Source organism: Helicobacter sp. 12S02634-8 (assembly GCF_002272865.1).
In the GTDB taxonomy this organism is placed as follows: Bacteria; Campylobacterota; Campylobacteria; order Campylobacterales; family Helicobacteraceae; genus Helicobacter_J.
Genome location: NZ_MLAP01000005.1, coordinates 42,948 through 57,665, shown reverse-complemented (window position 1 = coordinate 57,665; position 14,718 = coordinate 42,948). Strand labels below are relative to the sequence as shown.

General features: G+C 41.9%; 10 protein-coding genes. 6 read left to right on the top strand and 4 right to left on the bottom strand.

The window, feature by feature from the left end; translation table 11 throughout:
• Positions 1-41: 41 nt before the first annotated feature.
• The 5 genes from BKH46_RS04320 to BKH46_RS04300 all read left to right on the top strand — a co-directional run bounded on the left by BKH46_RS04320 (position 42) and on the right by BKH46_RS04300 (position 5,720).
• Complete coding sequence (locus BKH46_RS04320) at positions 42-791, top strand: disulfide isomerase (RefSeq protein WP_095225611.1); 750 nt, start codon at positions 42-44, stop codon at positions 789-791.
• A 50-nt stretch (positions 792-841) separates the two neighbouring features.
• The gene (locus tag BKH46_RS04315; protein WP_095225610.1) at positions 842-1,459 is read left to right on the top strand and encodes a UPF0323 family lipoprotein; all 618 of its coding nucleotides are present in this window, start codon (positions 842-844) and stop codon (positions 1,457-1,459) included.
• Positions 1,460-1,495: 36 nt separating this feature from the next.
• Positions 1,496-2,668, top strand: coding sequence for a glutathionylspermidine synthase family protein (locus BKH46_RS04310; protein WP_095225609.1), 1,173 nt, complete (start codon positions 1,496-1,498; stop codon positions 2,666-2,668).
• Positions 2,669-2,861: 193 nt separating this feature from the next.
• On the top strand, positions 2,862-3,416 hold the full coding sequence (locus tag BKH46_RS04305; RefSeq protein WP_095225608.1) for a PepSY domain-containing protein: 555 nt from the start codon (positions 2,862-2,864) through the stop codon (positions 3,414-3,416).
• Between the two features lie 120 nt (positions 3,417-3,536).
• Positions 3,537-5,720 carry a TonB-dependent receptor gene (locus BKH46_RS04300; RefSeq protein ID WP_095225607.1) on the top strand — a complete coding sequence of 728 codons (2,184 nt, stop codon included), beginning with the start codon at positions 3,537-3,539 and terminating at the stop codon, positions 5,718-5,720.
• 74 nt (positions 5,721-5,794) lie between these two features.
• On the opposite strand, the gene BKH46_RS04295 is transcribed toward BKH46_RS04300, so the two are convergent.
• The 4 genes from BKH46_RS04295 to BKH46_RS04280 form a co-directional block, all read right to left on the bottom strand.
• A complete protein-coding gene (locus BKH46_RS04295) occupies positions 5,795-7,834 on the bottom strand; it encodes an ATP-dependent helicase (RefSeq protein ID WP_095225606.1) in 2,040 nt (679 codons plus the stop codon).
• Positions 7,835-7,974: 140 nt separating this feature from the next.
• Positions 7,975-9,783: a flagellar hook-basal body complex protein gene (locus BKH46_RS04290; RefSeq protein ID WP_095225605.1), complete on the bottom strand. Its 1,809-nt coding sequence runs from the start codon at positions 9,781-9,783 to the stop codon at positions 7,975-7,977.
• A complete protein-coding gene (gene flgD / locus BKH46_RS04285; RefSeq protein WP_095225604.1) occupies positions 9,780-10,604 on the bottom strand; it encodes a flagellar hook assembly protein FlgD in 825 nt (274 codons plus the stop codon). Before flgD ends, BKH46_RS04290 begins: the two co-directional genes overlap by 4 nt.
• A gap of 8 nt (positions 10,605-10,612) precedes the next feature.
• The gene (locus tag BKH46_RS04280; RefSeq protein ID WP_095225603.1) at positions 10,613-12,271 is read right to left on the bottom strand and encodes a flagellar hook-length control protein FliK; all 1,659 of its coding nucleotides are present in this window, start codon (positions 12,269-12,271) and stop codon (positions 10,613-10,615) included.
• Between the two features lie 202 nt (positions 12,272-12,473).
• Here BKH46_RS04280 and typA point away from each other — a divergent pair, with 202 nt between their 5' ends.
• Positions 12,474-14,276: a translational GTPase TypA gene (typA, locus tag BKH46_RS04275; protein WP_095225602.1), complete on the top strand. Its 1,803-nt coding sequence runs from the start codon at positions 12,474-12,476 to the stop codon at positions 14,274-14,276.
• Positions 14,277-14,718: the final 442 nt, after the last annotated feature.

The window sequence follows — 14,718 nt, the reverse complement described above, 5'->3', positions numbered from 1 at the left end:
TTCTATAAAATGCAATTTTATCTGATTTGTTAGGAGAAACTATGAAAAGAATCGTGTTTGCTGTATTATCGGCTTTGCTCGCCTTTGGAATCGCGCAAGCAGGCGTGGAACAAAATATTATCAATATTGTCCAAAAACAGACGGGCAAAAAGGTTTCTGTGCTTAAAATAGAAGCCTTGCAATCCAATCCCGAACTCAAAATCGCTATTATCCAAGACCCTGATAGCAAGTATCAAATCCCTATTTTTACTAGCAAAGATGGTAATATCATCATCGGTTTGAGTAATGTGTTTTTTAGTAATGAAAAAAAAGATACTGCTTTGGTCAATAAAATATATGAAGATACGCAGTCTTATAATTCACAGCAGAAAAATAGTGCCAAGCTCAATGCGTTGTTTGATACGATCCCTGATGATTATGCAATTTTCTTGCCATCTACAACAAAGGGCGTGACCAAGCTCACTTATATTGTTTCAGATCCAATGTGTCCCCATTGTCAAAGCGAGCTCAGAGAGATCGATTCTAGGCTCAAAGAAACAAATGTTAAAATGATTCCTGTGGGCTTTTTGGGACAGAAATCTGTTGTCAAATCGGCTTTGATTTTAGAAAAAATCAAAACAGCCAAAACACCTGCAGAAAAAATCCAAATCCTCAAACAAATCTATGCAACCACCTATGAGCCAAAAGAACAGCCCCAAAAAGAGATCCAAAAGGTCGAAAATATTACCAAAAAAATATCTGATTCGGGTTTGATTAAATTTGTCCCTTATATCTATGAATACCAAAAATAAAGGCTTAAAGGGCAGAGTGATTGCATACAAGGAGATGAGAAGGAGATAAAATGAAGCACTTAAGGAAAATATCTGATTATGCGATGATTGGGGGGTTGAGTGCTCTTGTGGTTGTGAGTTTGGCTGCTTGTGGAGATGGGTCTGATAAGGCTTCTCAGAAGCCTACAGGGCTGGCTGATGTGGCACAAAAGGGTGCGTTTGTTATCCTCGAAGAGCAGCCAACAGGGGGGTATAAGGTCATCGAAGAATATCCGAGTGCTAAGACGCACATAGTGGTGCGGGATAAGCAAGGGAATGAACGGGTGCTCTCAGATGAAGAAGTCCAAAAGCTCATCAAGCAAGAAGAAGCTAAGATTGATAATGGCACGAGCGAGCTGACAAATGCAAATTCTAGTGGTGGATTGGGGCTTGGTGGAGCGATTTTAGCGAGTGCAGCAGGGGCGATTTTGGGGAGTTATATCGGCAATAAGCTTTTTAATAATCCCAATTATCAGCAAAACAGCCAGCGCAACTATAAATCTCCCCAAGCTTATGAGAGGAGTCAAAATAGCTTCAAAAACACTGCAAGCACGCAAGGGGCGAGCCGTCCTAGTGGCGCTAAGAGTGGGTTTTTTGGCGGGAATACAAACACACAAAGCACTAGAGGTGCTACCTCTTTTGGTGCATAAAAAAGGGGCTTAGCTGATGGAAAATAAGGAGCTTAAATGCAAATAAAACCTTTGAAACCTCTTGATAAAGAAACTCTCACAGAAATTGGCTTGCCTTGGCATACTGACCCTGATAATACCCCTTATATCGGCGATGAGGTGGTCGTTATCTCTCAAGCAGAGGCAGATGCGTATTATCAGGCGTGCAATGAACTTTATGATATGTATGTGCAAGCAGGGGAGTATGCGATTACAAATGATTTGTTTTTTGAGCTTGATATTCCCAATACCTTAGTCCCTATGATCAAGCAAAGCTGGGAGGAAGAGATCCATTGGCATTTGTATGGGCGTTTTGATTTAGCAGGTGGGCTTGATGGCAGACCTATCAAGCTTTTGGAGTTTAATGCTGATACTCCTACAATGCTTTATGAAACTTCTGTGGTGCAGTGGGCAATGCTCAAATACAATGGCTATGATACAAACGCGCAGTTCAATAATCTCTATGAGGCTTTGGGCGAGAATTTCAAACGTATGATTACTTTGGGGGCAGATACGGGGAATTTTGAGGAGATGTATGAGGGCTGGAGGATTTTGTTTTCTAGCGTTCGGGGTAATATCGAAGAGGAGCAGACAACAAGATTTTTGCAAGATATTGCCAAAAGCGTTGGGTTTCAAACAGCATTTTGCTATATCGATGAAGTTGCGTTTTCCCCTGATGAGGGGGTATTTGCCCAAGGGGTCAATCATGAATTTTTATTCAAACTTTTGCCTTGGGAGAATATCGCTATCGATGAGCCAGAGCTTGCTTTAATCATGCAATCGATGATGGAAAATAAAAATGCTATTTTTTTAAATCCCGCATACACAGTGATGTTTCAGAGCAAACGTTTTTTGAAGCTTTTATGGGATCTTTTCCCCAATCACCCTTTGCTTTTAGAAACTAGCTATGAACCACTCAAGGGCAAAAAACAAGTAGAAAAAAGAGCCTTTGGGCGTGAGGGGGCTAATGTAGAGGTGTTAGATATGCATCAGGTATCTATGGCAAAAAATGATGGCATTTATCACAACCATAAGCCGATTTATCAAGAGTTTTATGAACTCAATAGCTCAGGAGGGCTTTATTACCAACCCAATGTATTTTATGCTTATGAGGCTTGTGCCTTGGGCTTTAGAAAGGGTGGATTGATTTTAGATAATTATTCAAAGTTTATCAGCCATATGATTGGTTGATAAACTTTTGATGGCTTTAGGTGTTTTGGCTAGCTTGTGATTCCCTTATTTTTCTTAATTCTCTGATATTTCTTTCTGTCTATTTTCTTCTTTTTTAACTCTTTTTATCTCTTTTAGTTTTTGGCTTGATGGCTTTTCACACATACTTCATAAAAGCGTATTACAATTCTTATTATCAACATAAAGGAGCAAGATGAAAAAGAAAATAAATTTGAAAAGATTTTCCCATCAGTTTCACATTTATGTGAGTATGTTTTTGTTACCCATGGCATTGCTTTTTGCTATCACAGGGATTGTATATATTTTTGGCTTCAATCAAGATGTGGGCGCAGATAAGCAAAAATGGACACTCGATGGGGGCGTGGCTAAGGATAGGCAGTTGGATTTTTTGATTGATTTTGCGCAAAAACATCAGATTGAGCTTCCAAATGAGCTCAATCCCAGAGAATACCGCGGGGCTTTGATGTTGGGCTCAGCCAAGCAGGCTTTGAGCTTAGAGGTCAAAGACAATCAAACAATAATCCAATCTGTCAAGAGGAGTCTTTTGGGGAATATGATTATGCTGCATAAGGCAAAGGGCAAATGGTATTTTGATGTGTTGAGCGTGGCTTTTGGGGTGGCGTTGGTGTTGTTTTATATGAGCGGGGTTGTGATGACGGCATTTTGCAAGCACAAACGCAAAGAAATTATTTTAAGTTTTGTCGCAGGGCTTTTTGTGACCTTGTTTTTGGGGTATTTGAGTCTTTAGATTTTAGAGGGATTTGTTTTTGTTGGCGTATGATTTTAGAGTTTATCAAATCTCAATCATATCTTCATAAACTATAATTACAATAATTATTATTACTTGAAATAATGATAAGGAGTTTGTATGATCAATAAACATAGCTTGAAAAAATTAATTTTTATGTCAGTGCCAGCTTGCTTATTAGCTCAAGAAGAGCCAAAATCCTATATACTCAATAAATCTGTCGTTTCAGCTTCGGGCTTTGCCCAAGACCTCAAAGACGCGCCTGCTTCGATTTCTGTCATCACGCAAGAAGAGCTTGCTGATAGACCTTATAGGGATTTGGGCGAGGCAATCTCGACTTTACCAGGAGTGAGTATTGAAACAGGTGTGGGGAAAACAGGGGGATATAATATTTCGATTCGAGGTATGCCCGCAGATTATACATTGATTTTAACAGATGGCAAAAGGCAAAATGTCACCTCTGCGGCCTTTCCTAATGGATTCACAGAAGTTTTTACTTCGTTCATGCCCCCATTAGCAGCGATTGAGCGCATTGAAGTGATTTCTGGTCCGATGAGCACGCTTTATGGGAGTGATGCGATTGGTGGGATTGTCAATGTCATCACGAAAAAGAATTTTGATCGCTTTGCTTCAAGCTTTTCTTTGGAGATGACTTTGCAAGAAGAAAAACTTTTTGGAAACACTTATTCAGGGAGTTTCTACACCTCAGGGCCTTTAGATAAGGCTAAAAAATGGGGTTTTGCACTGCGTGGGCGTGAATATTATCGAGATTTTGTCCCGACTGCTGACTTGGAAGTTGTCCCTAGTGGGGGGAGCGTGGGGAGAAATGGCGTGGTGGGCTTGTCTGAGTCTAATGTCTATGATGTGGGTGGACGGATTTCTTATGCACCCAATGGAGAGGATTATTATTATTTGGATTATCAAAATGGCTTGCAATATTACAACAACAAACAAAGTCTTTTAGGCACAGCAGGGGCTAAGGGCGGTTATGCTAATCATTTATATTTCATGCGTAACAATCTTACGCTAGCCCATTTGGGTGCGTATGCCTTTGGGAGCACAGACACCTCTATCCAATATCTCTCAACAAGCAATCAAGGGCGGCTCATCACTCAAGATGCCGTGCCTACTGGCAGTCCCTTGGTGGGTAAAGATAGAGGTTTGCGGGGAGATGATGTGCTTGCAGATACGAAGCTTGTGATCAATGTGGGTTCAAGCAAGCTGACTTTAGGCGGGAGGTATTGGTTTGCAAGTATGCGAGATAGGGCAGTGGTCGGGCATAGCTTTATGTATCAGCACAATGCGAGCTTGTTTGCTGAAAATGAAATCGCGATTTTGCAAGATTTGTTTTTGACCTTAGGTGTGCGAGAAAATTACAATTCAGCCTTTGGGTTTAACACCTCACCGAGGGCTTATCTTGTCTATAATACCACAGATTGGCTCACGCTTAAAGGCGGGATATCCACGGGGTATAAGACTCCCACGGTTTCACAGCTTGTGCGTGGGGTCAATGGACTCACAGCGCAAGGCATGGTGCCTACTTATGGCAATCCTGACTTAAAGCCAGAGAGTTCTATCAACTTTGAGCTAGGCTTTCTTTCTGAAACAGACTACACAGATATGGGCGTGATGGGGTTTTATAATACCTTTAGTGATAAAATCCAGAGTGTTTCTGTAGCCAAAGACGTGCAGATTCCTGTTGCAGGAGCTGGAGTTTGTGCGGCAAGCTCGGGCAATTGCTCTTATAATGAAAATGCTGATTCAGCCATTGCTTATGGGACAGAAGTGTTTTTGGGTATCAAGCCATTTTCTGTGGTCTATGGCACATTGGGATTGAATCTCAACTATACTTTTACAAAATCGCGCCAAACTTCAGGCAAGGCAAAAGGACTGCCTTTGAGCGATGTCCCCGCCCATAGTCTGAATACTGCACTGAATTTTGCTATTGCAAATCTTGGGCTCTATCTACGCACAGAATATCGCGCCCAACAGCTGCGGACATATATCGGTGGGCGCGCAGGGTCGAGCGCTAGCTCATTATCAGCCCTAGAGCAATTCTTAAAATCCAATCCGACTTTAAGCCCATATTACCATAGCTACTGGTTGTTGCACCTAGGGGGGCATTATGCTATTAGTAAGAATTTGCGTTTGCATATGGGAGTTTATAACCTACTCAATCATAATTTTGTCGATTATAGTCCTGTGAATATGGGAGGTAAAAATAGCAGCCCCACTTATGTCAATAACTATAATTATATCCGTGAGGGCAGGCGATATTTCTTGGCTTTGAATATGGATTTTTGAAGTCTTTAGGGCTTCAAAGACCAATGCTCTCAATATTTTCAATGCCTTAAATATTTCAGCGATATTTTAATGATTTAGTGATGGGGTGATTTTTGGAGCAACTCTGCTTCATATAAAAAAATCGATGGCTCATAAGTGATGTTTTTGATTCTATCTTTTTTGGCATAGGAGAGATAGAGATTTTCTTTAGCGCGTGTGATAGCGACATAAAAGAGCCGCCGCTCTTCTTCAAGACTCCCGCCTTTAGAGATAAGCTTGCGATTGGGGAATCGCCCCTCCATCAAATCGATGATATAAACATCACCAAACTCCAAGCCCTTGCTAGCGTGTATGCTTAAAAGATTGACCCCACTCCCCTCACTGGCTTCATTAGACCCTAGCACCATTGCATTTAAGAATCGCCCAATGTCTTGATAGCTTTTTGAGAGATCAGCGAGCAAAGAGATTTTGCGCTCGATTTTTTCTAACGCTTCTAGTCTGAGGGCTTCATTGATAGTGCCATCTTTATTTTTAGATCGCTCATAACTTAGATATTTGGCAATGTGTTTGAAAAACTCTGAATCCCCAATCGCCCTGAGTAGATTCAAAGGAGAGCTCAAGGTATAGCAAGTCTGATAGAGTGAGAAAAATTTTCCTAAAAATATCGCACCATCTTTGGTGAGCTTAGGGTGGGCTAGCAAGGGGTGGGAGTGGAATTTGGGAGGTAGGAATTCATTGTATTGGGAGCTATTTTGCAGAGTAAAAAAATCATCAAAAAGCCCTAATTGCGTGTTTTTGCTTCTCAAGGCATAGGGTTTGATCCCCTCAAAAGGTGCGAGCAAGCCCTTTTGGGCACAGCCCTTGCCTAATGTGATGAGCGCTTCATAAATATCTTTTGCAATTGAGCTGCCAATACCACTCCCATAGCTTAGAGTATGGATATAAGCCATCATATCCTTGGGATTATAGAGCAAAGAGCAGATATCAAGCACTAAAGAAACTTCTTTTGTATCAAAAAAGCTAATCCCTCCCTTGCGTCTAGAGGGGATCCCCATCTCTCGCAAGGACGCTTCACAGCCATCAGCACTTGCATTGTTTCTAAAAATCACAGCAATATCTTCAAAATACCGCCCACTGGCTGCGATTTTTTGCGCGATACCTTGGTATTGTGAAAATAATTCATCATATATGAGTAGTTTGGGCGAGGAGTATTGCCCTGTTTTGACAACTTCAAGGCTTTTAGCATAGATACGCTCGTTTTTTTGTATGATTTTATTAGCAAGGTCGAGTATGGGATAGGAGGAGCGATAGTTTTTTTTGAGCGTGAATACTTGGGCATTGGGATATTTGGTCGTGAAATTACTGATGATACTAATATCTGCGCCATTGAAGGCATAAATGCTCTGGTCATAATCGCCCACGCAAAATAAGCTTGGGGGGTTGAGGGCATCAATCAGAGAGTCTTGGAGTGGGTTAGTGTCTTGGTATTCATCGCATAGAACTTCCTTGTATGGGCTATTTTGGGTAGCCATCGCATCGCGATATAAAATCAAAAGGTCATTATAATCAGCATAGCCATAGGATTTTTTGAGCGCTTGGAATTCCTCGAGTATGTCTTCATAGATAGTGATATAAGGGGCTTGATCGGGGGATTTTTGCACCAACCATTGCTCAAAACTCTGTTCTTTTTGGGTGTTGCAATAAAGAGAGTGGATGTCATAGAGATATTGGGCTGAGTAGGGGGGTGTGCTGGTTTTGTGGGTATAGACCCTGCGTTCAGCGATACTTTTAAAGAGTGTTTTGAGCTCTCGGGGTTGTTTGAGCGAGATTTTAAAATGCTCTTTGAGGTATCGGTATGCGACAGCGTGGAATGTGCCTGATTGGATTTGTTCGGCTTGTTTGTTGCCAAAAATCTTAGCGACTCGTTCGATCATTTCAGCACTTGCTTTGTTGGTAAAAGTGAGTAGTAAAATCTCTTGGGGGGCGATTCCTAAGGTAAGCAAATGGGCGATTCTGCCTACGATAGTAGAGGTTTTGCCCGTGCCAGCAGAAGCGATGATGAGATTATGCCCCATGGGGGCACTAGCAGCAAGCTGTTGTTCGAGATTGAGGTTAGGGGCCTCGTGGGTATTCATGGATTGTCTGTTCCTTTAGATGGTGTCCCATAGTTTTTATCAAGGGGGCGTGTGGGGGGAATTATAATGAGATTTTATTGAGAGTCTGCTTTGAATTGGGGGTGTGATATTTTATGTGCGTTTGGGGTTTTTAAGAAAGGCTATTTTTTGAGATTGATAGCTTCTTTGATGAGTTCATCGCCCGTGCTAAAGGCCTTAGCGTTCATTGAATAGCCCCGCTGCATTAAGATGAGATTAGTGAGTGCATCGCCAACATCAACATTGCTAGTTTCAAGGTATTTATGCATCACTTTGCCAAACTTTAGCTGCCCATCTTCTTGATTCCAGCCCAAAAGTGGATTCCCACTCAAAAGCTTGTTTTCTCCATTGATCGTGCTTGAGGCCATTTCAAAAAGATTGCCTCCGATTTTTTTCAGCCCTTGGTCATTGATAAATGCAGCAATACCCACACGCCCCATGGGCTCTATCGCCCCATTGCTAAAGGCCAGATAGATGATACCATTATCATCAACGCGCACTTCTTGGAGCGAGCCCTCAGGTCTGCCATCTTGAGTGGCTTCTTTGAGTTTGGAGTCTTGATAGGGGTGGTTGGTCGATGTATAGTCCTTGCTTTTTGAGAGAGAATACTCCAAGGTATTGCCCTTAAAATCAAGCGTAATCGGCTGTGCAATGATCTTGCCATCTGGATCAAACTCTATAGTCTGCCATATAGGGGCTTTGCTGAGCATATCGTGGTCTTTGGGTTCATAAATTGCGCTTTGGACTTCCCATTTTTGATGGATAGGCGGGGTTTGATTGGTGTTGTCTGTGGTCGTGAGGAAATAATCACTTTGGAGCAAGAATTTTTTCCCATCTTTGTCATAAATCTCTACAGAAGTGCTATAAGCAGGGATTTTTATCGGATTAGAATCTTGATAGCTCCCCTTTTTGAAAGGCATATCCTGCCCTTGTAGCCCTAGTTTTTTAGCCAAGCTCCCGCCCAATGAGAGATCCATATCCTCGCTGTTGTTTGTGATACGCAAAGATAGGGGCGTTTTGGGCTTGCCATTTTCATCTTTGGCGACTTCAAGATCAAGCCCTGTTTTGTCTTTGAATAGTGTTTGGAGGTCTTTGATTGTGGTAAATTCATTATGATCTGTGCCTTGTGTGCCATAGGTGAATTCAAAATTTTGAGTCTGCTTGTTTTTGGTGATGGCAATGGTGATGGTTTTGTGTAAAGAAGTGTCTAAGGGCTCATTGTTATTATCAGCAAGTGCGTTGATATCTTGCTTGTCCCATCTGTCTTGTAAAAGCTCTCCTTCAGAGTCGAGAAAAAAGTCTTGGGCATTTTTGAATCCACTTTTTGGATTGAGGTTGATACTGATATCAACTTTTGAAGTCAGCACGGGCTGGAATTTCAGCTCTTGGGGGATATTGAGTGGCGTGAGGGTGGAGCTTGTGAGTTCTTGTATGTCTTTGTCTGTGTCGTTGTTGGCAGTGAATACGCCATTTTTGATTTTACCCAGATTGATACCATAGACATAATACCCACTCGAATTGACCAAATAGCCATCTCCATCGCGCCCAAAGCTCCCATTGCGCGTGAAATAATTGGGCTGTGTCTGCTCATAGCCATCTTCTTGGATCTTGAAACTGCCTTGTTTGTTTGGGCCTACCACAAACCAGCCTTTCCCTTGATAAGCCATATCAAACTCTCCATCACTTTGGTGGTAGTTGCCATCTTTATTGGATATGGCATTGCTCGCTCCACTTGCACCAAAGTTTCTGTCATTGCTTGTGATCGAAGAGGCATTGAGGGAGTCTAAATGCGTGGCAAAAAGGCTTTTGAATTCAGGGATATTTTCTTTATAGCCTGTTGTGTTGATATTAGCAATGTTATTGGCAATACTATCAAGTCCGAATTGATGGGTCTTGATACCACTATAAGAGTTCAATATCGTATCGTTCATAATGCCTTTTCCTTGTCATAAAACTCAATAGCACTCTCTAAAGGCAAGACCATCTCTCCCATACGCAGCATTGGCTCGCCTTTGTTAAAAAGCACGCTTTCTACCTCACCTCTTCCTACACGTGTTTGGTGGTATTGCTTGGTTTTGGGATCGAGGTTGTATTGAGCAAATATTTCATAACTCCCCTCAGGGACTTGCTTGCCATTTGTATCAAGCCCATCCCAACTAAAGGGGATATAGCCGCTTTTCCCATCTTGGCTAGCGAGGGGAATTGTGCGTATGAGCTGCTTGTCTTTGTCAAAAATTTGGATTTCTGCTTTGCCCTCTTTTGTGTCAATGGGCGTATCAAAATAGAGGGTAAAATGCACTTCTCCTGCTCCTTTGATATTGACCCCATTGATGTCAGTTTCAGCAATTTTGCCAATCATTGCCACGGTATTTAGGGCTTGGACTTGGGCTAGTTTTGTATCAGATTCTCTACGCGCTTGCAGTCCCTTATCGAGGTTTTCTAATGTTTCTTTGAGCGTGCTTTGGAAGTCTTTGAGCGATTGGTTGGTGTCTTTAGTGGATTGCATGGCTTCAGCCACTTCCTTCATTGTCTTTTTGTTTTCTTCTTGCATTTCTACTTGAGTGAGCTGGGCAGTTTGTGTGATGATTTTATCTGTTTCCATAGGGGCAGTGGGGTCTTGGTTTTTGAGTTGCTCTAAAAATAATTTCATGAAAGCATCTTTATCCAATCCATTTGCGACTTTGGGTTGTTCGGTTTTTTTCTGTGCGGCTGCAGCTTTAGCTCCAGTGACTTCGGCAAGATCAATAGCCATGAGAACTCCTATGCATATTTTGGAATTGTGATTTCCATCGTGTCATATGGGATTTGAGATATATTTTTGACTTCTTGATAGGATTGCAAGCTATTTTTGTTCCTTTTTGTATCCTTGCCCTCAGGGTTGTGGCTATGGCTTGAATCCCCTTGAGAAGAAAAATTCAAATCAATATTTTCAAAACCTATAAAAGCGAGGTTTTGCTTGAGTTCGAGCTGATTTTGGACAAACAAAGCAATGGCTTGTTGGTTGGAGATAACGCTCACTTGGAGGTTATTGCCTGTTTGCTTGATGGTGAGTTCGAGTTTGCCAATCTTTTCTGGGTAGAGCTCTAGGGAGATTTTGCTCATAGGGGGTTTGAATTTCTTGAGTTCTTCTTTGAAATTTTGTGTGAAATTTTTGATGGTTTCTTTGGCTTGTGTGCTTTTATAAATCAGGTCATTTTGCAAGGAAGCGAGCCCGAGCGTGGGTGTAGAGTCTTTGGGTTTGCTTGTTTCTTGCAAGAGGAGTTCTTTGCTTTTTTGTGCTTGGGTGTTGTTTTGCTTTTTATGGGTATTTTCAGTCTTTAAAATCTCTTCGTTATCTGCTTGGATCTGGTCTGCTTGTGATTGTAGCGATTGGAGGGGAGTGAGTCGGGTATCTTGGGGTTTTGCATTGAGTCCAAAAGGCGCATTGGGCTGATTTAAGGGTGTGGGGGAGGGCTTTTTAGTTTTTTTTTGTGTATTTTCTTCAGTCCCCTCTTGGAGTTTGGAGCTAATGGCGCTTGTTTTGGGCTTGATTTCTTTGATAAAGGCTTGTGAAATAGCTTCTTGGAGGGGCTTTTTTGATAACATATCTTTGGCGTTGGGCTTTTGTGTGTCTTGTGTGTCTAGTTTGTTAGCAATGATATTTTTAGGGAGATGTGCGCCGCGTTCGATGATGGCTATTTTTTCGCTTTTGCCCTCTGTTTTGTATTCGATTTTATGGGCTTGGTTGAATTTTTTGCGTGCTTTGATTTCTTTAGTATCGAGCGCAGCTAGGGTTTTGAGGGCTACAGATAGGGGCTTGTCTTCTTGGGGTTCTTGGGCTTTGCTTTGAGTTTTGAGCTTTTGTTCGAGTATGTTTTGTGTGGGGATTTCTTTGGCAGATGGTGTGTTTTGAGCTGAGAGATTTTGGGGCTGGAGGTTTTTGGCTTCAGCAAGTGTTTTGATATCTGAGAGCTTGTTTTGAGTCGTGCTATCTAAGGGAGTTTTGAGCGAGGGAGTATCTTTTGAGAGCGCTTGAGAATTAACAAGGGTTTGTGCGCTAGGCTGGGTTTTGGTATCTAAATTTTTAGATTCTTGAGTGCTTGGGGTGGTTGTGAGCCCAGTTTTATGGGGTGTGTTTGTGAGTGGGGAGTTTGTGGCTATGAGCGCTTTTTGTTCATCTGTTTTGGAGGTGTTTTGAGTGATTTTGTTTGGATCGGATTCTTTTTTTGTCTGTTCTTTGGAATCTAATTTTTCTTTTGAAAGGTTTTTTTGCAAGATATTTTTAAAGGCTTCTTTTGGTTCGTTGTTTGGCTCATTGCTTGTGTTGAGGGCTTGTGCGTCCTCTTGGGTTTTTGCATTTGACTTTTTTGTGCCCATGGGTGTTTTGGCTTCATAGGACTCTGTTTGTGGGGCGGGGGTATTGAGGATATTTTCTAACATCAAGTTTCCTTCAAGAGGGTTTTAGACCCAATCTGTCTGTTTGTCTATTGAATATGCAAACAGATTGTATAGATAAAATAGAAAAAGCAAAAATAGTTCCATTAAATCCACGCAATATCCACTGGGTTTGTCTGTAAAAATAAGGAATTTTAAGCAGACATAGCTTATACTTTTGGGATTAATTCCAAACGAAGAGAGAACCATGCAAAATATTAGAAATATCGCTGTAATCGCACACGTAGACCACGGAAAAACGACTTTAGTCGATGGCTTGCTTACGCAATCTGGGACTTTTGGAGAGAGAGAAAAGGTCGATGAACGCGTGATGGATAGCAATGACTTAGAGAAAGAGCGAGGGATCACAATTTTATCCAAGAATACAGCGATCCATTACAAAGGCACAAAAATCAATATTATCGACACGCCCGGGCACGCTGACTTTGGTGGTGAGGTCGAACGCGTGTTGAAAATGGTTGATGGCGTGCTTTTGCTTGTTGATGCGCAAGAGGGCGTAATGCCCCAGACAAAATTTGTGGTCAAAAAGGCTTTGGGATTTGGGATTTGCCCCATTGTTGTTGTCAATAAAATAGACAAGCCTGCTGCAGAGCCTGATCGCGTGGTTGATGAGGTGTTTGACTTGTTTGTAGCGATGGGAGCGAGCGATAAACAGCTAGATTTTCCCGTTGTGTATGCGGCTGCAAGAGATGGCTATGCGATCAAAAATCTCACTGATGAAAAAAAGAATCTTGAGCCACTTTTTGAAACGATTTTAGAACGCGTGCCATTGCCTGAGGGCGATAGTAGCAATGCACTGCAAATGCAGATTTTCACGCTTGATTATGATAATTATGTAGGAAAAATCGGTATTGCTAGGGTTTTCAATGGTCGGGTCAAAAAGGGTGAAAATGTAATGCTTGCTAAAGGCGATGGGAGCAAAGAAAGTGGCAGAATCACTAAATTAATCGGCTTTTTGGGGCTTGCCCGCACAGAGATTGATGAAGCTGAAGCAGGCGATATTGTCGCAATTGCAGGATTTAGTGCGATCGATGTTGGCGATAGTGTTGTTGATCCCAATAATCCAATGCCCCTAGACCCAATGCACCTAGAAGAGCCCACTATGAGCGTGTATTTTTCTGTCAATGATTCACCTCTTGCAGGTCTAGAGGGCAAGCACGTCACAGCCAATAAACTCAAAGACAGACTGCTCAAAGAAATGCAGACCAATATTGCTATGCGTTGTGAGGAGATGGGCGAGGGGAAATTCAGAGTTTCAGGGCGCGGGGAGCTGCAAATCACGATTTTGGCAGAAAATCTCAGACGCGAGGGCTTTGAGTTTAGCATTTCAAGGCCTGAAGTCATCATCAAAGAAGAAGAGGGCAAGAAACTCGAGCCTTTTGAACATCTTGTCGTAGATACTCCCCAAGATTTTAGCGGCACGATTATCGAACGGCTTGGCCGCAGAAAAGCAGAGATGAAAGCGATGAACCCAATGGGTGATGGCTATACGCGTTTGGAGTTTGAAATCCCTGCGCGTGGGTTGATTGGCTATCGCAGTGAATTTCTGACAGATACAAAGGGCGAGGGCGTGATGAACCACTCTTTTTTGGAGTTTCGTGCTTATAGTGGCAGCGTAGAATCTCGCAAAAATGGTGCGCTCATCAGTATGGAAAATGGCGAGGCAACAGGATTTTCGCTTTTTAATATCCAAGAAAGAGGTGTTTTATTCATCAATCCTCAGACTAAAGTGTATGTTGGAATGATTATCGGGGAGCATAGTCGGGATAATGATTTAGATGTAAACCCCATCAAATCCAAACACCTCACGAATATGCGTGCGAGTGGGAGCGATGATGCTATCAAGCTTGTCCCCCCAAGAGAGCTTACTTTGGAGAGGGCTTTGGAGTGGATTGAAGATGATGAGATTTTAGAGGTCACGCCTTTAAGTATTCGTATCCGAAAAAAATACCTCGATCCCAACCAAAGAAAACGTATGACAAAAAAATAATCCCAATGCTAAGGAAATACCATCAATCAGGGAGGGGGCAAATTCAAGCAAATGATTTGTGTGAGGGTGAGGGTGGTATCAGGAGGGGGTTTGGTCTGATATGAAAAGATTTTGATAGGCTAAAAAAATAGGCAAGCAAAAAGCAGGCTCTATCATCAAGGGATCTTGAGGGATTGTGCTGTGTGGTATCTGATGGATCAGCAGAGTTGCAGGGCTTTATGATTTATTTTAGGGGGTAAAGGAGATAAGGAGATTTTGCTTATGGGGGGCTCTTGAGTTATATGCAAAATACAAGCTTTTTAGAAATTCTGTATGCATTGTGTTAGTGGGGTTGATAGCAAATGGTGTGCTAGAAAATCTTGAAGAAAAATGATAGAGCTTGATACAATAAAGGATATTTTTACTTTAAATCCATATGATGGGTATATCTCAAATAATTAAG